Here is a 19831-nt window from a genome sequence, read left to right as displayed (position 1 = left end):
GGCTTGCTCGCGAAGACGTCGGCACATTCAGCATCGATGTAACAGACAAACCGCTTTCGCGAGCAAGCCCGCTCCCACAGGTTCTGTGTTTTTTCATGCCGACACGCGGTAATCCGTTGAACGATCAGTCAGGGGTAAAGTCCAGATAGAAGTAAGCCCATCCATGGGTTTTATCGAGGAGGCACCGATGCAAAAGTGGAAAATCACTTTCGTGGATGATCACGGTGAAACAGTGGACGAACTCTTCGAGTGCGAGGAATGCCCGAATAGCGAGCAAGCCGCCAAACTCATTCGCGCCCGACGCCTGCCGATCGCTGCCGAACTGGATCTCAATGATCTGGAGGGTCGTACCGATGATCCGACCGTCAAAAGTCTGAAATCCCAGAACAGCATTGAAATCATCAGTATTACCCCGATCTGATACACCTCTTGTCACATTCACACCCAGACCTTGGCAGCAGCTCTATCTTGGGGCTACTCTGCAAGCGAGATCAGCGAATGACTCGCTAAGGTCTGGTCTTGTCAGCTACATGCTTGTTTCCCGGCGGCAACCTCTGTTGCCGTATCGCTCTCACCAATCGGTTGAAAGTGCAGGGAATACGGAAAGTCTATCCATCAGTCTGAGGGGGACGTTTCATGAGCACAGCCTATCAAGAAGACATCAGCAGCAGCGTGCTGCGCCGCATGAAAGAAGGCGGTTTCGACTTTTCACGATTCCATCCCATCGAGTTCTACGCCATTTTTCCGGACGAGGAGCGGGCACGCAGGGCGGCAGGTCATTTTTGTGGTGAATCCTTGAATGCCCAGATCAGCGTGCGAGATGACGGCGCGTGGCATCTGGAACTGAGCAAAGTGATGTACGCCACCTACGACGGGATCGGCGACTTTGAGCAGGACTTCGAGGCGGTGGTCGAGCCTCTGGGCGGTATCATCGAAGGATGGGGCGTCAAGCAGGAGGTACGAGGGCTACTCGCATAACTTTATGAACAGTGACAACACTCAGCAACGGCTGACCTTTGGGTTGGCCGTTTTCGTTTGTGGGGGAAGATCAAGAGATCGCAGCCTCGTTTCACTCGACAGCTCCTACAGGTGAAACGAGGCTGCGATCTTTTGATCTGGGTTTTTGATTCATAACGTTTCAAAAAAACAAAAAAAACCGCCTGAGCAGGCGGCTAAAGGGAAGTTTCGGTCAGGTTTTCCAGCGAATGCGCGGATTATCCGCATCGCCCCCCGGGCAGTGAAATCAACTCTGGCTATGCTGCTGATAGGCGACAGCATTGCTTCGCCATGAAGCGGGGGCAATCAGGTTGGGGCATTTACCGCACAGGATTGGTGCGGTGCGTGCAGCGTCATTATCCAACTGATTGATATCAAAGCGTTTATGCCGATGGCACGGGCCTTGCGAAGGCCTGGATGTCCGGGTGACAAGGAGTACGGCATGATCCGCACCTATTTTGATGAGATGTACGATGCCGGCGGCCAGGTCCGCCCGCATTATCGGGAGTTTGCCCGTTGGCTGGCCGAAACGCCTGACGAGCTTTTGGCCCAACGGCGACGCGAGGCTGATCTGTTATTTCATCGTGCCGGGATTACCTTCACGCTCTATGGTGATGAGCAAGGGACAGAGCGCCTGATTCCCTTCGACACCATTCCCCGCAGTATCCCCGCCAGTGAATGGCGGGTCGTCGAGCGCGGCTGCATTCAGCGGGTCAAGGCATTGAACATGTTCCTTGCCGACCTCTATCACGAGCAGCGCATCATCAAGGCCGGCATCATCCCGGCCGAGCAAGTGCTGGCCAACGAGCAATACCAGTTGGCGATGCAAGGGCTGGATCTGCACCGCGATATCTATTCGCACATTTCCGGTGTCGACCTGGTACGCGATGGCGACGGCACGTACTACGTGCTCGAAGACAATCTTCGTACCCCCAGCGGCGTGAGCTACATGCTCGAAGACCGCAAGATGATGATGCGATTGTTCCCCGAATTGTTCGCAGCCCAGCGCATCGCGCCGATCGACCACTATCCGAACCTGTTGCTCGACACCCTGAAAAGCTCCAGCCCGATCGATAATCCGAGCGTGGTGGTACTGACGCCGGGGCGCTTCAACAGCGCGTTTTTCGAGCATGCGTTTCTGGCCCGGGAAATGGGCGTTGAACTGGTGGAAGGTGCGGACCTTTTCGTGCGTGATGACAAGGTGTTCATGCGCACCACAGACGGGCCGAAAGCCGTCGACGTGATCTACCGTCGCCTCGACGATGCTTTCCTCGACCCACTGGCGTTCAACCCGGACTCGATGCTCGGCGTTCCAGGTCTGCTGTCGTCCTACCGTTCCGGCAACGTGGTGCTGGCGAATGCCATCGGCACCGGGGTCGCGGATGACAAGTCGGTGTATCCCTTCGTCACGGACATGATTCGTTTCTACCTGGATGAAGAGCCGATCCTGAAGAACGTGCCGACATGGCAGTGTCGTAATCCCTCTGAACTGTCCCACGTGCTGGCCAATCTTCCAGAACTGGTGGTCAAGGAAACCCAGGGCTCCGGTGGTTACGGAATGCTGGTGGGGCCGGCGGCGACGGCAGCGGAAATCGAATCTTTCCGCGAGCGGATCAAAGCCAAGCCCCACGCGTACATCGCCCAACCGACGTTGTCTTTATCGACCTGTCCGACCTTTGTCGAAAACGGCATCGCTCCACGCCATATCGACCTGCGTCCGTTTGTATTGTCTGGCCGCGAAACCCGGGTTGTGCCCGGCGGTTTGACCCGTGTCGCCTTGCGCGAAGGCTCCCTGGTGGTGAATTCCTCCCAGGGTGGCGGAACCAAGGACACCTGGGTGGTCGAGGATTGAAGGAAGCCTGCCATGTTAAGTAGAACTGCCTCGGATCTGTATTGGATGTCGCGTTACCTGGAACGGGCGGAAAACCTCGCACGGATGCTCGACATCAGTTATTCGCTGTCACTGATGCCACAGGATGGACGTGGCGATGGCTTGCACGAACTCGCCATGCCGTTGCTGATCACCGGCACTCTGGACGATTATCTGGAGCGTCACGGCAATCTGCATGCCGAACGACTGCTGCATTTCTTCGCTTTGGATGCGGCCAACCCGGCGAGCATCTACAGCTGCCTCGGTGCCGCGCGAGCCAGCGCCCATGCGGTGCGTGGGCGAATCACCGCTGACATGTGGGAAAACATCAACGCCACCTGGCTGGAGATTCGCGGGATCGCCGAGCAGGGCTTGAGTCGCTACGGCATGAGCCGTTTCTGTGAGTGGATCAAGGAACGTTCCCACCTGTTCCGCGGCGCGTCCTACGGCACCATCATGCGTAACGACGCGTTCCGCTTTATTCGTCTGGGCACCTTTATCGAAAGGGCTGACAACACCTTGCGCCTGCTCGACGCCCGTTACGAAATGGCCGGCGATCAGGCCGAAGCGGTCAGCGACGGCACGGCTCACGCCTATTACCAGTGGAGCGCGTTGCTGCGGGCCTTGTCGTCGTTCGAGGCCTATACCGAGATCTATCGCGACGCTCCTGGCGCCCGGCATGTGGCCGAGTTGTTGCTGCTGCGCGCCGACGTGCCGCGCTCCCTGCGGGCCTGCACCGAAGAAATCGACCAGATCCTCGCCCAATTGCCGGGGGCCAACGGCCGTCCTGCCCAGCGTTTGGCGGCAGAAATGGACGCGCGCCTGCGCTACACCGGTATCAACGAAATCCTCGGCGAAGGCCTGCACGCCTGGCTGACCGAGTTCATCCCGCTGGTGCGCCAGTTGGGCAACGCCATACACAGTTCCTATCTGGAGGCTGCATGAGACTTTCCATTAGCCACGAGACCACCTATCACTACGAAGATCAGGTGCGGGCGAGCATCCAGTACCTGCGACTGACCCCACACGACAGCGATCGCCAACACGTGCTCAGCTGGCAGCTCGACCTGCCACGCCCGGTGCGCGCGCAACTCGATCCATTCGGCAACATTCTGCATGTGCTGACCCTGGACGAACCCCACGAGGCAATCATTATCGGCGCCCGAGGGCAGGTGGACATCGACGAACTGCGCGAAGCCGAGCATGAAAGCCAGTCGGCGCTGCCGTTCCTGCGCTTCACGCGCCTGACCGAGGCCGACGAAGCGCTGCGCGCATTCGCCGAGAAGGCCTGTAAACAACGCCGGGATCGTACGGCGCTGATCGATTTGATGCATGGCCTGAACCAGCACATGACCTACACGCCGGGTTCCACGGAAGTAGACACCAGTGCCGCCCAGGCTTTCGCCGGGCGTTCCGGGGTCTGCCAGGACCATACCCATGCGTTTCTCGCCTGCGCCCGCAGCCTGGGCATTCCCTCGCGTTATGTGTCGGGGTATTTGTACAGTGAGAACAGCGAACACCTGGCCAGTCACGCTTGGGCTGAAGCCTGGCTGGATGACGCCTGGTACAGCTTCGACGTAACCAACGAACTGGCCCGCCCGGAGCGTCACCTGAAACTGGCCGTGGGGCTGGATTACCTCGACGCCTGCCCGGTGCGCGGCATGCGTCGTGGCGGTGGGGGGGAGCAGATGCATGCGAAGGTGTTTGTCTCGCCGACGCCGGTGATCTCGGTGCAACAGCAATAAGATTGGTGATACCGCTTCGCGAGCAAGCCCGCTCCCACATTAGAACTTTGGCGTGCACAAAATTTGTGACACAAAGGAGATCCAATGTGGGAGCGGGCTTGCTCGCGAAGAGGCCAGCCCAGGAGCACAAAGCTCAAGCAATCAAGGTCGCACCTTGCGCCCCGCCATGTGCTTCAAATACCCCACCAACAATTCCAGATCCCCCTCCGGCAACACGGTCGTCGCGAACGCCGGCATCTTCGCCTGTGGCCACTGACGCAAGCTCTGCGGATCACGAATGTAGCGCTTGAGGAAATCCGCGCCGAAGTACTCGGTCGGGTTGAACGGAATATTCAGGTCCGGCCCGAACTGCGCATCCCCCGCGCCATTGAGTCGATGACACGCCAGGCAGTTCTTCTGAAACAGCGCAAAGCCCTTGTTCACCGGATCGTCCGCCTTCAGCGCAGGATCGGGCAGCAGGGCAGGGAAGCGCTCGGCCACCGGGGCCATGCGCTTGATGCTCGCTACTTCGAACGGCCATTGCTCGGGGCTGATATTGCCCGTTTGCGGATCGGTCCAGACCAGGTAAAACGGCCCCGCACTGGGCTTGCCCTCTGACAACGGTGGCCACGGCCTGGCCGGGTCTTCAATCGCCAGCCAGGCCCGCGCGCCTTGGGTATTGAGCAACGGTGCGGCGGCCAGTTCGGCGGCAAAACCGTCCAGAGCAACGGCTTGCAGATGATCCTCAGGCTTGATGCCCGTCAACAACGCCGCCAACGGCACGGCGCGGTAGCTCATGTCCCGTTTGTAGGAAACGTCGTTGGTGATCGTGATGGTCTGAACCTGAGGATGCTTGAGCAATTGCTCGGTCTGCCAGGTGCGAGAACTTGCGCCCAGCTCCAGATTCAGCTGTGCGGCAGACAGAGGCATGCTGAGCAGCAAGACCCCAAACACAATGAGCGCTTTCAAGTGATCGCCGTCCATGTCGTGGATGTGCCGCAAAGGTTGGCACAGCCACGCCGGCTCGAATAGCGAGCCAATCACATTTTTATCAGGCGAAATGAAAACCCTGATGCTCGATCAGCCGATCACCTTGGTCAGGTTCGGCAAAATCAACAACAGCGTAGTGGCAAATAGAATGAGCCCGGCTTGACGAACTTTCGAATGCTTGAACATGGCTTGACCGCCTTTTTTGTTATTTCCTGGTGCCTGCCTGCATATCCATGACGGCAGAGCGTTGCACTTCCTGTAGGGCGACGAGTGCCTCGGCAAAACCCGACGACAACTTCGTACAGGTTTACCTTAGGGTCCGCGTTACGCTTGACTTAGATCCATTTCGTATGGAATTAGCACTCGTCGCAGCTAAAAAGGCATGAGGCTTATGGCCAGCTTCTTGGGCGCCCGTTTGCTAGACAGCTTGGTGATGGGAATCGGTTTATCCGGTAGCAGACTACCGTTCGTCTGAGCGTGACCGTCAATGCCAATGAGCGCTGTGGTCATTGAATCCACGGCTGCTCGGCATAAGGTGAGGGCATAAAGATCAGGGTCACACGGTCTCCTGCAGGAGCCGCCGAAGGCTGCGATCTTTTGATCTTTTGATCTTCATTCACCATCAGGTTTCGAGGACGTCATGACCCAGGCTTTGATATTCGACGCGTTACGCACGCCCCGTGGTAAAGGCAAGGCCAATGGCGCCTTGCACAGCGTCAAGCCAGTGAATCTGGTGGCCGGATTGTTGACGGCGCTGCAGCAGCGCACGTCCTTGGACACCAGTCAGGTCGATGATGTGGTGCTCGGCTGCGTGACGCCCATCGGCGATCAGGGTTCTGACATCGCCAAGACCGCCACGCAGGTGGCCGATTGGGACGTCAGCGTGGCCGGCATGCAGCTCAATCGCTTCTGCGCGTCGGGTCTGGAAGCGGTGAACCTCGGCGCGATGAAAGTGCGTTCCGGCTTCGAAGACCTGGTGGTGGTCGGTGGCGTCGAGTCGATGTCCCGCGTGCCCATGGGCAGCGATGGCGGGGCTTGGGCGCTGGACCCGGAAACCAATTTGCACAACCACTTCACGCCCCAGGGCGTGGGTGCGGACCTGATCGCCACGATTGAAGGTTTCAGCCGTCAGGACGTCGATGCCTTCGCGTTGCACTCCCAGCAGAAGGCAGCGCGGGCGCGGGCGAATGGTTCATTCAACAAGTCGCTGGTGCCGGTGCAGGACCAGAACGGCATCATCCTGCTCGATCACGATGAGTTCATTCGTGCCGACTCAACGATGGAAGGCCTGGGCAAGCTCAAGCCGAGCTTCGAAATGATCGGGCAAATGGGCTTCGACGCCACCGCATTGCGGGTTTACAGCCAGGTGGAGCGGATCAACCACGTGCACACGCCGGGCAACAGCTCCGGGATCGTCGATGGCGCGGCGCTGATGCTGATTGGCTCCGAAGCGAAGGGCCGGGCGCTGGGCTTGCAGCCACGGGCGCGAATCGTCGCCACGGCGGTCACCAGCACCGATCCGACCATCATGCTCACCGGCCCCGCGCCGGCGACCCGCAAGGCGCTGGCCAAGGCCGGGCTACGGGTCGAAGACATTGACCTGTTCGAAGTCAACGAAGCGTTCGCCTCGGTGGTGCTCAAGTTCATCAAGGACATGGCCATCGACCCGGACAAGGTCAACGTCAACGGCGGCTCCATCGCCATGGGCCACCCGCTCGGCGCCACCGGCTGCGCGATTCTCGGCACGCTGCTCGATGAACTGGAAGCCCGGCGCCTGCGCTATGGCCTGGCGACATTGTGTGTCGGCGGCGGCATGGGCATTGCCACCATCATCGAACGCCTCTGAGCCCTGACTTCAAGGAACATTGCCATGACCCAAGCCATCCGTTACGAAAAGGGCCAGGATCAAATCGTTGTCCTGACCATCGATATGCCGGGCCAGAGTGCCAACACCATGAACGCGGTCTACCGCGACGCCATGGCCACCTGCGTCGCCCGATTGGTCGCTGAAAAGGACGCCATTGCCGGCGTCATCATCACTTCGGCCAAGAAAACCTTCTTCGCCGGCGGCGACCTCAATGAACTGATCAAAGTCGGCAAACCCGAAGCCAAAGCCTTTTACGACATGGTGCTGATCCTCAAGGGTCAACTGCGTACCCTGGAAACCCTCGGAAAACCAGTGGTCGCCGCCATTAACGGTGCGGCGCTTGGTGGTGGTTGGGAAATCTGCCTGGCGTGCCACCATCGCGTGGTGCTGGACGATCCGTCGGTGCTGCTCGGCCTGCCGGAAGTCACTCTTGGCCTGCTGCCGGGCGGCGGCGGGGTAGTGCGCATGGTCCGCATGCTGGGCATCGAAAAAGCTCTGCCGTATTTGCTTGAAGGCAAGAAAATCCGCCCGCAACAGGCGTTGCAGGCGCGGTTGATCGACGAGTTGGCCGCCGATCGCGATGAACTGATGGCCAAGGCGCGGGCGTGGATTGTCGATCACCCGGTCGCTGTGCAGCGCTGGGACGTGAAGGGTTATCAGATTCCTGGCGGCACGCCGTCGGATCCCAAGCTCGCGCCGATGCTTGCTATCACGCCATCGATTCTGCGCAGCAAAACCCAGGGCTGCCTGCCCGCGCCGGAGAAAATCCTCTGTGCTGCGGTGGAAGGCGCTCAAGTGGATTTCGACACGGCGCACCTGATCGAAACCCGCTACTTCACCGAGCTGACCACCGGCCAGGTGTCGAAAAACCTCATTGGCACGTTCTGGTTCCAGCTCAATGAGATCAATGCCGGCGGCTCGCGGCCCCAAGGCATAGCGCCTTACGTAACAAAGAAAGTCGGCGTGCTCGGCGCCGGGATGATGGGCGCGGGCATCGCGTTTGTCAGCGCATTGGCCGGCATCGACGTGGTGCTCAAAGACATCAACCTCGCCGCGGCAGAGAAGGGCAAGGCCCATTCAGCGGCGTTGCTGGACAAGAAGGTTGCGCGTGGTCAGTTAACTCGTGAGCAGCGCGAGGCAATTCTGGCGCGAATCCATGCCACCGAAAACGATGCGGATCTGGCCGGTTGCGATTTGATCATTGAAGCGGTGTTTGAAGATCGCGAACTGAAGGCCAAGGTCTCATCGGCTGCGCAAACAGTCGTCGGCCCGGATACGGTCATCGCCTCCAACACCTCGACCTTGCCGATCAGTGGCCTGGCCACCGCCGTGCCGGACCAGACGAAATTCATCGGCCTGCATTTCTTCAGTCCCGTGGAGAAAATGCCGTTGGTGGAAATCATCAAGGGCGTCCATACCAGCGACGAAACCCTGGCTCGCGGTTTCGATTTCGTCCTGCAAATCAAGAAAACGCCGATTGTGGTCAACGACAGTCGCGGCTTCTTTACCTCGCGGGTGTTCGGCACCTTCACCAACGAAGGCATCGCCATGCTCGGCGAAGGCCTGAGCGCGCCGATGATCGAGACCGAAGCGCGCAAGGCCGGTATGCCCGTCGGACCTCTGGCGATCTCCGACGAAGTTTCCCTCAGCCTCATGAGCCATATCCGCGAGCAAACAGCGAAAGACCTGCGAGCAGAAGGGAAAACCCTGATTGAGCACCCGGCATTCGCCGTGATTGACTTGTTGCTCAAGGAATACAAGCGTCCGGGCAAGGCCGCTGGAGGTGGTTTCTACGATTACCCGGCCACAGGGCAGAAGCATTTGTGGCCAGAGCTGAAAACCCGCTTCGAGAAAGCCGATGGGCAGATTTCGCCGCAGGACATACGCGATCGACTGCTGTTCGTCCAAGCCATCGAAACCGTGCGCTGCATGGAAGAGGGCGTACTGACCTCGACGGCGGATGCCAACGTCGGCTCGATCTTCGGCATCGGCTTCGCGGCATGGACCGGCGGTGCGCTGCAGTTCATCAATCAGTACGGCGTGAAAGACTTCGTCGCCCGCGCCCAGTACCTGGCCGAGCAGTACGGCGAGCGCTTCACTCCACCTGCACTGCTGCTGGAGAAAGCCGCCAAAAACGCGTTGTTCTAAGGGGCGTTCTAAGGGACCGATGACGCGTTCCGGGGCTTGCCTTGCCACCGTGTTTCAAGGCAGGCTCTGGGGTGTGCATTATTCCCATCATGTGTCAGGTATTTTTTATGTCGTTACGCATCTGCATTCTGGAAACCGACATCCTGCGTCCGGAACTGGTCGATCAATATCAGGGTTACGGGCAGATGTTCCAGCGTCTGTTTTCGCAGCAACCCATCGCTGCCGAGTTCACCGTGTACAACGTGATGCAGGGCGATTATCCCAGCGATGACCTGACCTTTGATGCGTATCTGGTTACCGGCAGCAAGGCCGATTCCTTCGGCACCGACCCGTGGATTCAAACCCTCAAGACGTACCTGCTGAAACGTTATGAGCGCGGCGACAAACTGTTGGGCGTGTGCTTCGGCCATCAACTGCTGGCGCTGCTGTTGGGTGGCAAGAGCGAGCGGGCGACCCAAGGCTGGGGTGTCGGCACCCACAAATACAAACTCGCTGCCAAGGCGCCGTGGATGAGCCCGGTGAGGGAAGAACTGACGCTGCTGATCAGTCATCAGGATCAGGTCACGGCGCTGCCGGAAAACGCTACGGTCATCGCTTCGAGCGATTTCTGCCCGTTCGCCGCGTACCACATCAACGATCAAGTGCTGTGCTTCCAGGGGCATCCGGAGTTCATTCACGATTACTCACGGGCGTTGCTGGATATTCGTCAGGAAGCGCTGGGCGAGCAGATTTATTCGAAAGGTATGGCCAGTCTTGAACACGAGCATCACGGCACTACCGTCGCAGAGTGGATGATGCGGTTTGTGGCGCACAAGCCTGAGGGTGAGGCGGTTAAACGCTAAAAGCTTCGCGAGCAAGCCCGCTCCCACATTGGATCTTCGTCGTGACACAGATCCAATGTGGGAGTGGGCTTGCTCGCGAATGGGGGCAACCGGTTCTTACTGAAAAAACGTGTGGCTCTACAACCACCCCGACCGCTTGAAGCTCGTCCACAAACTGACGCACCCAACGGTGATAAATCCCAATATCCCGAAATACCCGTAATGCCAAGTCAACTCCGGCATGTTCTCGAAGTTCATCCCGTAGATCCCGGCCACCGCCGTCGGGAACGCCAGAATCGCCGCCCACGCTGCAAACTTGCGCTGCACCACGCTCTGGCGTGACGCCTCCAGCAATACCCCGACCTCGATGGTTTGGCTGGCAATGTCCGCCAGGGTCGTCAGGTCTTCCATCTGCCGCGTGACATGAATCTGCACATCGCGGAAATACGGGCGCATGTTCTTGTCGATGAACGGAAAACTCAGCTTTTGCAGTTCCTCACCGATCTCCACCATCGGTGCCGCATACCGGCGCAAGCGCAATACATCGCGGCGCAGGCTGTGGAGTTTCTGGATGTCGCGCTCGTTCAGGGAACCGCACATAACGTTTTGTTCCAGCTCATCGATCTCGGCATGGATCGCTTCGCCCATCGGCTGGTAGTTTTCAATCACGAAGTCGAGGATGGCATAGAGTACGAAATCTTCCCCATGCTCCAACAACAGCGGCCGCGCTTCACAGCGCTGTCGGACGTACGCGTAGGACGCCGAATGTCCATTGCGTGCGGTAATGATGTAACCCTTGCCGGCGAAGATATGAGTTTCGATGAACTGCAGTTTGCCTTCATTGCGGATAGGCGAATACGTGACGATGAACAGCGCGTCGCCGAACGTCTCCAGCTTCGGTCGGCTGTGTTTTTCCAAGGCGTCTTCGATGGCCAGTTCATGCAGGTTGAACTGGCGTTGCAGGTTGAACAGCTCCTGGGCGTTCGGCTCTTCGAGGCCAATCCACACAAAATGGCCAGGCTTGGCAGCCCAGGCAGCGCCTTCGTCGAGGGTGATATTGGTGACTTTCTTACCGGCGCTGTAAACCGCAGCAGCAACGACTCTACCCATGATGGTGATTCACTTCTTATTAGCCGCTTTCTATTGGTAAAGACTGGCGGTGCCAGTCAGGATTCAGCTTAACCTTGTCTGCTGCTTGAGAGTCAGCAAAATCTGTAGAGTTCGCAGGCAAAAGAAAACCCGCACAGGGCGGGCTTCTTTCAGGCAGCTTGCAGTTGCCGATCCATCGAATCGATGCACTCGCGCATCTGCTCACGGCACTGGGCGATCAGCATCGGCATATCATCCAGACTCAATCCAGCCGTAGGAATCGCCGGCAGCGAACGGATCAGAATCTTCCCACTGCGCCAGCGGTTCAATCGCATGTGTTTGACGTAACTGCTGACACACACCGGCACGATCGGCACTCCGGCGGCAATCGCCATCTGGAACGCGCCTTTCTTGAACGGCAGCAGCTCTTCACCGAGGTTACGGGTGCCTTCCGGGAAGACCCAGATCGAGGTGTCTTCATGCTGCAAGGTGCGAGTCGTGGTCAGCATCGACTGGCGTGCCTTGTGCGCATTGCCGCGGTCGATCAACACATTGCCGGCCAGCCAGAACAACTGCCCGAACAAAGGCACCCACTTCAGGCTCTTCTTGCCAATGCACACAGTGCGGCGGGGCACCACGTTGCCGAATACAAACAGATCGTAGTTGGACTGGTGGTTGGCAATGATCACGCAGCTGTCAGGTTTATCCATTAACGGCCCGACGTCGGCCTTCACCCGCAAACGCAGAATGCACATCGCCGGCCACGCATACAGACGTGCGCATAAACGGCTGTTGTCCGGATTGAACGGCCGGCAAAGACCGAGAATCACCCCAAGCATGCCGGCCAGAATAAAGTGCAAGCCCATCAATAACATACGAAACACAAACAGCATTTAAAGGGCCTACCGGGACAAAAGGTGGCGCAGTGTACGGATGTGCACTGTTTTCGGCAATTGCCGCTATAGAAGTGGGAGATAGCCGATGTTTGAGCGCATGTTTCCGACTTATGGGTCAGATGCGGTTTAGAGCGGTTGTAAGGTTTTAAACCAAGCGGGCAAGAAAAAGCCCGACACGACGGTCGGGCTTTTCGGTACAGCGCGTTCGGGCTTAACCCATATGCTCCTGATCCAGGATGATCGCGTTGTCCAGCGTCTCCAGCAACGCCTTGCGCACTTTCAGCTTGGTGTTTTTATGGGCGGTCATGTTGAGCTTCTTCAACTGACGAGCCGCCGCCAGCGCTGCGCCTTGCAGCTCTTCGGCCGACACCACCACATCAAGGAAGCCGGCATCCACAGCACTCTGCGGATTGAACATCTCGGCATTAATCACCGCACGATGAAACGCCGACTTGCGCAGACGATCACGCGCCAGTTCGATACCGGCGTGGTGCATGGTCATGCCGATCTGCACTTCGTTCAGGCCAATGCTGAACGGGCCATCGACACCAATGCGGTAGTCAGCCGACAACAGAATAAACGCACCCTTGGCCACCGCGTGCCCAGGGCACGCCACGACCACCGGGAATGGGTGCGACAGCAGGCGACGAGCCAATGTCGACCCAGCTGCGACTAGCGCTCTGGCCTCGTTAGGGCCGGCCGTCATCACCTTCAAGTCGTAACCGCCCGAAAAAATCCCCGGCTGACTGGTAATGATCACCACCGCCCGATCCGCCACCGCCCGATCCAGCGCAGCGTTAAACGCAACAATCACATCCGGTGAGATGGCATTGACCTTGCCATTGCTCAAGGTCAGGGTCGCGATACCGTCTTCGAGATGGTAAGAAATCAACTCACTCATGACGCCAATCCTTCTAATAAAGTAGGGCTGACGTTACCCACCGCCGTAGGCCAGGTAAAGCGCCGTGACTGACCGTCCGGTCACCCTTTTCCCCGCCCGGCAAGCGTTGCCGGCCACGCCAGCCGCGCATTCCCCTCTATATAGAAGAGGGCGCGAAGCCGGAGATTGGCGGGTTTGCCATGGCACGGCACCCAGCGGAACGACTAAATCGCTAACCGCATGAAAATTCTGCAAAAAAAGTTTGCCATCAGAAAAGCTTTCGACTACATTAGCGCGCCTCGACAGACAGAACATGTTTGACGAGATACGGTGAAGTGTCCGAGTGGCTTAAGGAGCACGCCTGGAAAGTGTGTATACAGGAAACTGTATCGAGAGTTCGAATCTCTCCTTCACCGCCAAATTCGATGTACACAAAACCCCTGATTTCGAGAGAAGTCAGGGGTTTTGTGGTTTCTGGTATCTGGATTTCATGCCTCGCGACGGAATTGCCCCGGATGTAACAGCAAAGACGCATCCGAAAATGATGTAGGACAAGTGCCAAAGCGTGTGGGAAGTAATGCTGGAAAGCCAGGCGGTTAGGTGCTTCCATTGGTTCCAGCACCTCATCTGGGCCATCTTGGGAAGGGGTATTTGTTTTGCTCATCCAAAGTGCAAAATGAATCAAAGGGCAGCGCAAATGACACCACCCCCATTATCCAGAAGGGACATTCGCACGTTATGCAGGAAATGACCATGAAACAGGCGGAGCTGGAAAAGGTTCATGTGGAGATCGTCAAACTGATCGCTGAACAGCGCAAGCTGAACGCCGAGGCCGGCAAGATGACCCGTGAAACTTTTTGGTATCCAGTGGCGGTTGCTACTGGGTTGATTGGTACGGTAGCTACCGTTACTGCTGTGATGATCAAGCTGCTCTAGGCGAGCTTTTTGTGTTCATCATTTCCGCGCTGGGGAATGATGCGTGCCTCTATGAAAAAGGAAATCTCATGATCACCACCACAACCCACACCATCGAAGGCCGGCAAATCACCACATACCTGGACATCGTCAGCGCCGAGTCGGTGCAGGGCGTCAACGTGATCCGCGATCTATTTGCGGGTATGCGGGATTTTTTCGGTGGGCGCTCTCAAACGTTGGAGCGAGCATTGAAAGATGCGCGGATTCAGGCGACCGACGAGATCAAGGAGCGGGCGCGAGCGCTTCAGGCGGATGCGGTGGTAGGGCTCGACTATGAGATCAGCATGCCGGCCGGTAAAGGTGGAATGGTGGTGGTGTTTGTGACCGGGACGGCGGTCAAGCTGAGGTAGGACGCCGCGCTGGCCATTCGTCGGGCACGTAACAATCTGAATCACAAGTCCGGGAATGACCGGCTAGTCTCAAAATCCTGGGTGGTCGATATTTTTCAGGCAAATAGGGCTTGCCGGTACCGACCCGTTTTGAGAGGAGCGAAGATATGACTGAGCCGTACATCGAAGACGACGGGGCGGAGTTTCCGATCAATAATTGCGTGCAGTGTGGTCAGACGGACTATGTGCCGAGCTTCGGTGAAGACCGTATCAAAATCAACAAAATCAAATCTACGGTACCTCGAACTCGAGGGCCGAAATCGAAATTCATGCCCAAGCTGGGTGCGCCTTCCCGGAAGTAAACAGTGACTCGTACGAGCCCCGCCATTGAGCGGGGTTTCTTGTTTTTGAAGGGAAAAAAGCGTGCTTGGAGGCAATGCGGGGAAATGTCCTACAGTCATGCAGGTTTTTTCACAAACTTTTCACACCTGCCTACGTAGTCTCAGCTCATCCGTTAGAAAGCAGTACCCTGGCCCGTCTCCCCAGCGGGCTTTTTTTTGCCTGTCATAAAACCTTTTCCATAAATGCTGTCCAACCGTCGCCAATGACGAGGTTGTTCTGTGTTTGTGTCTGGACTTTGCCTCCTCTAAAGCATTCAATCTCCGGCCTTTCGGTTTTCCCTTTTTTTGAGGTTCTCGTTATGCGTTTGACACTGCCTGCTCTGGTTCTGGGCCTTTTGGTTGCTCAAGGTGCGATGGCTGCCGGTGATGGTACTGCCGCGCTCGGTGGTGGTCTGGGTGGCGCACTGGGTAATGTGATCGGCCAGAAAATGGGCGGCAGCACAGGCGCAGCGATTGGTGCTGGCGTAGCGGGCGCAGCCGGCAGTGCTGTTGCAGCACGCAAAGGCAGCCGCACCAAAGCGGCCATCGGCGGCGGTGTCGGCGCGGCGGGCGGGTCGGTGATCGGCAACAGTTTGGGTGGCAAGACTGGCTCCACCATCGGTGCCGGCCTGGGCGGTGCATTGGGCGGCGGTGTGGGCAGCAATCTGTCCAAAAAAGGCCACTGATCCCAAGATGATCCGCTGAAGAAGCCCGGCTCAATGCCGGGCTTCTTCGTTTTGGAACGTTTCTACAGTATGTGGCTCAAAGCTCTTACAGTCGGTATCTGATTCGCTGTTCTACAGACGCAGATGCCAGACTGATGCCTATCCGCGGCACGATCTTCCCCCGATGCGGAAATTAGAGGTTCATATCATGCGTTTGACATTGTCCACGGTGGTTTTAGGACTTTTGATTGCTCAGGGTGCGATGGCTGCCGACGACGGCACTGCTGCAGTGGGCGGTGGTCTTGGCGGCGCGTTGGGTAACGTGGTCGGCGGTCAACTAGGCGGCAGCACAGGAGCAGCGGTTGGCGCTGGCGTCGGCGGTGCGGCAGGCAGCGCGGTCGGTGCGCGCAAGGGCAGTCGAACAGAAGCGGCTGTTGGCGGCGGTATCGGCGCGGCAGGCGGTTCGGTGATCGGCAATAGTCTGGGCGGCTCCACCGGTTCGACCATTGGCGCTGGCGTGGGCGGTGCAGCCGGTGGCGCGGTGGGCAGCAACCTGGGTAACGACAACGACAGTTCGCATTCCGGCGGTGGCAAACACAAGCACAAACATAAAAATAAGTACAAGCATCACTAACTCGATATCGAGTGACAAGAAACCCGGCCCCCGCGCCGGGTTTTTCGTTTGTGTCACCAGGACTCTGGAACGTTTGCCCGTAGGACGCCTCGAACTAATACACCCCTGAACGTTGTGAGGCATGTCATGACTCCGGAAACAGAAGGCATGGAAGATGAAGGTCCGATCAATGATCCTGGAAACGAAGATCCGGGGTCTCTGATGGACGACGCCACGGTGCCGCTCAATGATGCCGATGACGCAGGCGATGTGGGCAATTGTGAATACGACGAATACGACGAGGAAGACGACGAGTGATCGTGCTTTACGGTCAGGCCGACCGATCGTCCTTCTGATCGAACCACATCGATCATGTTCTCCTCGAAATGTCAGGATCTGCTTTTCAGGTCCATTGAGAGGTGCGTTATGAACGCTGATCCAAAAGACTCCGATATCGACGATACCCCCGAATATCCGCTGCCTTCCCCCACCAATCCCCTGAGTCGCGACCAGCGCCCGCCCGACGATGACGACACCGGCGTGGAGCAGGTGCCCACCGATACCGATGATGTGAAGCGCGGGGATGTGGAAGCCAATCCCGATGACCCGGACATTGCCGGTGACGATCTATCGGGAGAACCGAGTTGAAACCTGCGCAGCGATCCATCGCCGCTCGTCGATTGCGCGGCACCTTTAAAAAGCGACCGCTGCCAGACATCAGGTAAAGCACTCTTTAAAGGAGGTGCGCCATGATCAGGTCAAAACTGACGACCCTGACGGTGGTTGGCTTATTGTCGATCAGTTCATTGGCGGCGTTTGCTCAATCTACTGGCCGCGATGCGCCGGTCGACAAGGGCGGGATGCCGCCATACTCGGAAATGAATGCGGGCGCCTCGGATGGGAAGGTGCCGCCACCGGACACCATTGGTGGTGGGAATGGTGGTGATGCCAACGGGAGTAGCACCAGCACGGGGGAGGGAAGTGGATCGATGAGCGATGGCAGTTCGATGGGGAGTGGTTCTGGAAGTGGGTCTGGAGAATCAGGTGATTTTGAGATAAATGAGACCGCTGACGGAGCAGGAAGTGGAGGTAAGGTCGGTGGTTCTGGCGGCTGAGACAGAGTGTTTATTGTAGAGTGGAGCCCAGCGTCGAGCTGGGCTTTGGATGTTTTGCACAGGTGTAACTAATACTTGACGCTTTGCGCAATTAGCATCTTGCGTGAGTTTATGATTCTATATCGTTGGTTGTTTTATTGAGTATTATCTTCAGGTTTTTTGTATTTTAATAACTAATGACTCGATCCAGTTTTTATAGAAGGTTCTTTGCTCTTCAATATTGCTAGTAATATTTTCGTCTTCGTAGTCGAAAATTCGTACCATGTCCTCTTCTTCACTAGATTTTCCAAGTTTAAGTTCGTATGCGACCAAGCCGCTAGACATTTGGGATGACATTCGTGAAGGATGAACATTTAATTTGGCGCCTTTACACAAGAATTTTATCTCGGGATGGTCGGCTCTTAACATGCCAAAGCATACGTAAAGGTCAGAGGCTGTATAAGCTTTTTTTAAACCACTTTGCATCGTGAATGTGAGTGTCGGTTTTTTTCTATCGCATTCGATTGTGGCCCTTTCTATGACGCCATGATTGTTTATTAAAATCTCTATTGTTTTCATGGTTGTTTCCTGAAAGGGTTGGGTATTGAGTAGCCCTTATAGCTACCATCATCATAGACGGGAGTGGCGCCCACGATATCGTGATTTTTTATTCCTCCTGGGATTGCTATCTCAGCCTCCCGCCGATGTGGTGACATCATGCCCAGTTCTTTATTTACATCGATGCCGCGAATGTTTTTCAGAATATATATATAGCCGTCGGCAAGACCGTAGCCTGTGGCAAACTTTTTTGCCTCTTTTTCGTTTGTCGTAGTGCTGACAAAATAACTGGGAGGGCTTCTGTTATCTGATGCATGCAGAAACAGATCTGTACTGTCTCCCAAGGGCTCAAATCCCGCCTCAAAAATTTCCCATGGTTCTCGGTCGTCACCACGGTATAAATAATAGTTCTCTTGTTTTGGATTTGGGGTTCCGGGCTCCCCCTCATCAACCCCCACCTTACCCGCCGGATTCTCATCCCCAAACGACGGCTTCTTACACCCATCCCCTCCAGGACACTCACTCAACCCCAACGGATCAACCCAGCCCGTCGGATTGCGCGTGTACTGATACCCGTTTAACCCACCCGCCAACTTACTCAGGTCCGGTGTCAGGTACCGTCCGATGTCCGGATTGTAGTACCGGTGGCGGTTGTAATGCAGGCCGGTTTCCGCGTCGAAATACTGGCCTTGAAAGCGCAGCGGTTGATCGAGGACCTGATGGGTATCGCGGTTGAGGCGGGTGAGGCGGCCATAGGCGGTGTATCGGGCGGCCCAGATGATGTCGCCGCTGTAGTCGGTGAGTTCTTGCGGTGTGCCGAGGTGGTCGAGTTGGTAATAGAACGGGCAGGCCTGGCGCGGGCCTTTGCCGTCGAGCATGGCCAGTGGGCGGAAGCTGCCCGGTTCGTAGATATAGCTGCGATGGTGATCCTGGCTGTGTTCGGCGACGAGGTGGTCGCCTTGCCAGAAGAACTCAGTGGTTTTGCCCTCGACGGTTTTGCTGATGCGGCGGCCGAAGGCGTCGTAGCGATAACTCACGCAACGACTGTCCGGCAACATGACCCCGATCAGTCGGTGCTGGCCGTCGTAGCGGTACTCGGTGACGAGTTTTTGCGCGGTGCCGCGACGTTCGCGGATCAGATTGCCGAAGGCGTCGTAATCGAAGTGGCAGTCGCCCTGCATCAACAGGCGGTTGCCTTTGACGGTGGCCGGGCCGGGCCGGTCCTGCATCAACAAGTTGCTGGCCGGGTCGTGGGCGAAGCTTTCCGGTAGCTGGTCGCGGGAATGGCGGACGCGGATCAGTCGATCGAGCGAGTCGTACTGATAGCTGCGCTGGCCATGGCGGGTGTCGGCAATATGGTCAAGATTGCCGTTGGCGCTGTAGGCATAATCGCGACGGTAGAGCGCTTGTTGCTGTTGGCTGACAGCATGCGCTTTCAGTCGGCCCTGATCGTCGTAGGAGTATTCGCTGGTGAGCTGACCTTGTTGACGTTGCTGCTCGCGGCCGAATGCAAACTGATGGCGGGTGAGTCGTGTGCCATTGAGGTCAATGGCCGTCAGCGCGCCACCCTTGGCGTGGTGATAATCGAGTTTGCTGTTGTCCGGCAGGCGCAGGTGATTGAGTCGGCCGCACGCGTCGTAGCGATAACGCAATGTGCCCCAACTTTGATGCTCGGTGATCAACCGGTCCTGGGCGTCGTATTCGAACTCCAGCGGATGGTCGTGGCCGTCGTCGATGCTGAGCAGTCGGCCCAGTGAGTCGTAGCGATATCGAACCTGGATGCCATCGGGCAGGGTCTTGACCAACAGTCGTCCAGCCGAGTCCCGCTGATAGCCGGTGATCAGCTGCGAGTCGTCATCACCGAACTCGGTTTTCTCCAGCAGGTGGCCGTTAAGATCGTAGCTGTAAGCGGTGCGGCGGCCGTCGAAGCCGGTTT

22 protein-coding genes and 1 tRNA gene are annotated in these 19831 nt (G+C 57.3%); 17 read left to right on the top strand and 6 right to left on the bottom strand.

Annotation, left to right across the window (positions count from 1 at the left end; all coding sequences use genetic code 11):
* Positions 1–187: 187 nt before the first annotated feature.
* The 5 genes from PMI36_RS11730 to PMI36_RS11750 all read left to right on the top strand — a co-directional run bounded on the left by PMI36_RS11730 (position 188) and on the right by PMI36_RS11750 (position 4611).
* The gene (locus PMI36_RS11730) at positions 188–421 is read left to right on the top strand and encodes a hypothetical protein (RefSeq protein WP_008073014.1); all 234 of its coding nucleotides are present in this window, start codon (positions 188–190) and stop codon (positions 419–421) included.
* Between the two features lie 215 nt (positions 422–636).
* The gene (locus tag PMI36_RS11735; protein ID WP_007902188.1) at positions 637–978 is read left to right on the top strand and encodes a ribonuclease E inhibitor RraB; all 342 of its coding nucleotides are present in this window, start codon (positions 637–639) and stop codon (positions 976–978) included.
* 460 nt (positions 979–1438) lie between these two features.
* Positions 1439–2848, top strand: a complete 1410-nt coding sequence (locus PMI36_RS11740) for a circularly permuted type 2 ATP-grasp protein (protein ID WP_007902187.1) — start codon at positions 1439–1441, stop codon at positions 2846–2848.
* Between the two features lie 12 nt (positions 2849–2860).
* Positions 2861–3811 (top strand): alpha-E domain-containing protein, encoded by a 951-nt coding sequence (locus PMI36_RS11745; RefSeq protein ID WP_008073012.1) that lies wholly within the window; start codon positions 2861–2863, stop codon positions 3809–3811.
* Positions 3808–4611, top strand: coding sequence for a transglutaminase family protein (locus PMI36_RS11750; RefSeq protein ID WP_008073010.1), 804 nt, complete (start codon positions 3808–3810; stop codon positions 4609–4611). The genes PMI36_RS11745 and PMI36_RS11750 overlap by 4 nt, the downstream gene beginning before the upstream one ends.
* Before the next feature lie 141 nt (positions 4612–4752).
* Here PMI36_RS11750 and PMI36_RS11755 read toward each other — a convergent pair whose 3' ends face one another.
* Positions 4753–5574, bottom strand: a complete 822-nt coding sequence (locus tag PMI36_RS11755) for a c-type cytochrome (protein WP_008073008.1) — start codon at positions 5572–5574, stop codon at positions 4753–4755.
* Between the two features lie 646 nt (positions 5575–6220).
* On the opposite strand from PMI36_RS11755, the gene PMI36_RS11760 reads away from it, so the two are divergent.
* The 3 genes from PMI36_RS11760 to PMI36_RS11770 all read left to right on the top strand — a co-directional run bounded on the left by PMI36_RS11760 (position 6221) and on the right by PMI36_RS11770 (position 10437).
* Positions 6221–7426, top strand: a complete 1206-nt coding sequence (locus PMI36_RS11760; protein WP_007902166.1) for an acetyl-CoA C-acetyltransferase — start codon at positions 6221–6223, stop codon at positions 7424–7426.
* A 24-nt stretch (positions 7427–7450) separates the two neighbouring features.
* Positions 7451–9595 (top strand): 3-hydroxyacyl-CoA dehydrogenase NAD-binding domain-containing protein, encoded by a 2145-nt coding sequence (locus tag PMI36_RS11765; protein WP_008073006.1) that lies wholly within the window; start codon positions 7451–7453, stop codon positions 9593–9595.
* A 107-nt stretch (positions 9596–9702) separates the two neighbouring features.
* On the top strand, positions 9703–10437 hold the full coding sequence (locus tag PMI36_RS11770; RefSeq protein WP_008073005.1) for an amidotransferase: 735 nt from the start codon (positions 9703–9705) through the stop codon (positions 10435–10437).
* Between the two features lie 117 nt (positions 10438–10554).
* Here PMI36_RS11770 and PMI36_RS11775 read toward each other — a convergent pair whose 3' ends face one another.
* The 3 genes from PMI36_RS11775 to PMI36_RS11785 all read right to left on the bottom strand — a co-directional run bounded on the left by PMI36_RS11775 (position 10555) and on the right by PMI36_RS11785 (position 13302).
* Positions 10555–11526, bottom strand: coding sequence for a magnesium and cobalt transport protein CorA (locus PMI36_RS11775; protein WP_008073004.1), 972 nt, complete (start codon positions 11524–11526; stop codon positions 10555–10557).
* 149 nt (positions 11527–11675) lie between these two features.
* Positions 11676–12398, bottom strand: a complete 723-nt coding sequence (locus PMI36_RS11780; RefSeq protein WP_008073003.1) for a lysophospholipid acyltransferase family protein — start codon at positions 12396–12398, stop codon at positions 11676–11678.
* 214 nt (positions 12399–12612) lie between these two features.
* Complete coding sequence (locus tag PMI36_RS11785) at positions 12613–13302, bottom strand: crotonase/enoyl-CoA hydratase family protein (protein WP_008073002.1); 690 nt, start codon at positions 13300–13302, stop codon at positions 12613–12615.
* A 308-nt stretch (positions 13303–13610) separates the two neighbouring features.
* On the opposite strand from PMI36_RS11785, the gene PMI36_RS11790 reads away from it, so the two are divergent.
* The 9 genes from PMI36_RS11790 (at position 13611) to PMI36_RS11825 (ending at position 17358) form a co-directional block, all read left to right on the top strand.
* Positions 13611–13700 (top strand) — tRNA-Ser (locus PMI36_RS11790).
* A 334-nt stretch (positions 13701–14034) separates the two neighbouring features.
* On the top strand, positions 14035–14217 hold the full coding sequence (locus PMI36_RS11795; RefSeq protein ID WP_008073001.1) for a hypothetical protein: 183 nt from the start codon (positions 14035–14037) through the stop codon (positions 14215–14217).
* 68 nt (positions 14218–14285) lie between these two features.
* Complete coding sequence (locus PMI36_RS11800) at positions 14286–14606, top strand: YbjQ family protein (RefSeq protein WP_008073000.1); 321 nt, start codon at positions 14286–14288, stop codon at positions 14604–14606.
* 146 nt (positions 14607–14752) lie between these two features.
* A complete protein-coding gene (locus PMI36_RS11805; protein ID WP_008072999.1) occupies positions 14753–14947 on the top strand; it encodes a hypothetical protein in 195 nt (64 codons plus the stop codon).
* A 338-nt stretch (positions 14948–15285) separates the two neighbouring features.
* Positions 15286–15651, top strand: coding sequence for a hypothetical protein (locus PMI36_RS11810; protein ID WP_008072998.1), 366 nt, complete (start codon positions 15286–15288; stop codon positions 15649–15651).
* A 187-nt stretch (positions 15652–15838) separates the two neighbouring features.
* The gene (locus PMI36_RS11815) at positions 15839–16264 is read left to right on the top strand and encodes a glycine zipper domain-containing protein (RefSeq protein ID WP_008072997.1); all 426 of its coding nucleotides are present in this window, start codon (positions 15839–15841) and stop codon (positions 16262–16264) included.
* Between the two features lie 126 nt (positions 16265–16390).
* Positions 16391–16561, top strand: a complete 171-nt coding sequence (locus PMI36_RS31725; RefSeq protein ID WP_007902135.1) for a hypothetical protein — start codon at positions 16391–16393, stop codon at positions 16559–16561.
* Positions 16562–16669: 108 nt separating this feature from the next.
* Positions 16670–16891, top strand: a complete 222-nt coding sequence (locus PMI36_RS11820) for a hypothetical protein (RefSeq protein ID WP_008072996.1) — start codon at positions 16670–16672, stop codon at positions 16889–16891.
* A 101-nt stretch (positions 16892–16992) separates the two neighbouring features.
* Complete coding sequence (locus tag PMI36_RS11825; protein WP_008072995.1) at positions 16993–17358, top strand: hypothetical protein; 366 nt, start codon at positions 16993–16995, stop codon at positions 17356–17358.
* 150 nt (positions 17359–17508) lie between these two features.
* Here the strand turns inward: PMI36_RS11825 and PMI36_RS11830 are convergent, their stop codons facing one another.
* Complete coding sequence (locus PMI36_RS11830; RefSeq protein ID WP_008072994.1) at positions 17509–17916, bottom strand: hypothetical protein; 408 nt, start codon at positions 17914–17916, stop codon at positions 17509–17511.
* Positions 17913–19831, bottom strand: a 1919-nt coding sequence (locus tag PMI36_RS11835; protein ID WP_008072993.1) for an RHS repeat-associated core domain-containing protein, incomplete at its 5' end; no start/stop codon positions are given. The genes PMI36_RS11835 and PMI36_RS11830, both read right to left, overlap by 4 nt.

It is taken from the genome of Pseudomonas sp. GM79, assembly GCF_000282495.1.
In the GTDB taxonomy this organism is placed as follows: domain Bacteria; phylum Pseudomonadota; class Gammaproteobacteria; order Pseudomonadales; family Pseudomonadaceae; genus Aquipseudomonas.
This window is presented reverse-complemented; position numbering and strand designations above follow the sequence as displayed.

Bases quoted from the DNA above. Each gene is read 5' to 3' on its own strand.
- PMI36_RS11735 (WP_007902188.1), top strand. From the start codon at position 637: ATGAGCACAGCCTATCAAGAAGACATCAGCAGCAGCGTGCTGCGCCGC.
- PMI36_RS11800 (WP_008073000.1), top strand. From the start codon at position 14,286: ATGATCACCACCACAACCCACACCATCGAAGGCCGGCAAATCACCACA.
- PMI36_RS31725 (WP_007902135.1), top strand. From the start codon at position 16,391: ATGACTCCGGAAACAGAAGGCATGGAAGATGAAGGTCCGATCAATGAT.
- PMI36_RS11825 (WP_008072995.1), top strand. From the start codon at position 16,993: ATGATCAGGTCAAAACTGACGACCCTGACGGTGGTTGGCTTATTGTCG.
- PMI36_RS11745 (WP_008073012.1), top strand. From the start codon at position 2,861: ATGTTAAGTAGAACTGCCTCGGATCTGTATTGGATGTCGCGTTACCTG.
- PMI36_RS11765 (WP_008073006.1), top strand. From the start codon at position 7,451: ATGACCCAAGCCATCCGTTACGAAAAGGGCCAGGATCAAATCGTTGTC.
- PMI36_RS11805 (WP_008072999.1), top strand. From the start codon at position 14,753: ATGACTGAGCCGTACATCGAAGACGACGGGGCGGAGTTTCCGATCAAT.
- PMI36_RS11775 (WP_008073004.1), bottom strand. From the start codon at position 11,526: ATGGGTAGAGTCGTTGCTGCTGCGGTTTACAGCGCCGGTAAGAAAGTC.
- PMI36_RS11830 (WP_008072994.1), bottom strand. From the start codon at position 17,916: ATGAAAACAATAGAGATTTTAATAAACAATCATGGCGTCATAGAAAGG.
- PMI36_RS11815 (WP_008072997.1), top strand. From the start codon at position 15,839: ATGCGTTTGACATTGTCCACGGTGGTTTTAGGACTTTTGATTGCTCAG.
- PMI36_RS11750 (WP_008073010.1), top strand. From the start codon at position 3,808: ATGAGACTTTCCATTAGCCACGAGACCACCTATCACTACGAAGATCAG.
- PMI36_RS11810 (WP_008072998.1), top strand. From the start codon at position 15,286: ATGCGTTTGACACTGCCTGCTCTGGTTCTGGGCCTTTTGGTTGCTCAA.
- PMI36_RS11795 (WP_008073001.1), top strand. From the start codon at position 14,035: ATGAAACAGGCGGAGCTGGAAAAGGTTCATGTGGAGATCGTCAAACTG.
- PMI36_RS11780 (WP_008073003.1), bottom strand. From the start codon at position 12,398: ATGCTGTTTGTGTTTCGTATGTTATTGATGGGCTTGCACTTTATTCTG.
- PMI36_RS11770 (WP_008073005.1), top strand. From the start codon at position 9,703: ATGTCGTTACGCATCTGCATTCTGGAAACCGACATCCTGCGTCCGGAA.
- PMI36_RS11755 (WP_008073008.1), bottom strand. From the start codon at position 5,574: ATGGACGGCGATCACTTGAAAGCGCTCATTGTGTTTGGGGTCTTGCTG.
- PMI36_RS11730 (WP_008073014.1), top strand. From the start codon at position 188: ATGCAAAAGTGGAAAATCACTTTCGTGGATGATCACGGTGAAACAGTG.
- PMI36_RS11785 (WP_008073002.1), bottom strand. From the start codon at position 13,302: ATGAGTGAGTTGATTTCTTACCATCTCGAAGACGGTATCGCGACCCTG.
- PMI36_RS11740 (WP_007902187.1), top strand. From the start codon at position 1,439: ATGATCCGCACCTATTTTGATGAGATGTACGATGCCGGCGGCCAGGTC.
- PMI36_RS11820 (WP_008072996.1), top strand. From the start codon at position 16,670: ATGAACGCTGATCCAAAAGACTCCGATATCGACGATACCCCCGAATAT.
- PMI36_RS11760 (WP_007902166.1), top strand. From the start codon at position 6,221: ATGACCCAGGCTTTGATATTCGACGCGTTACGCACGCCCCGTGGTAAA.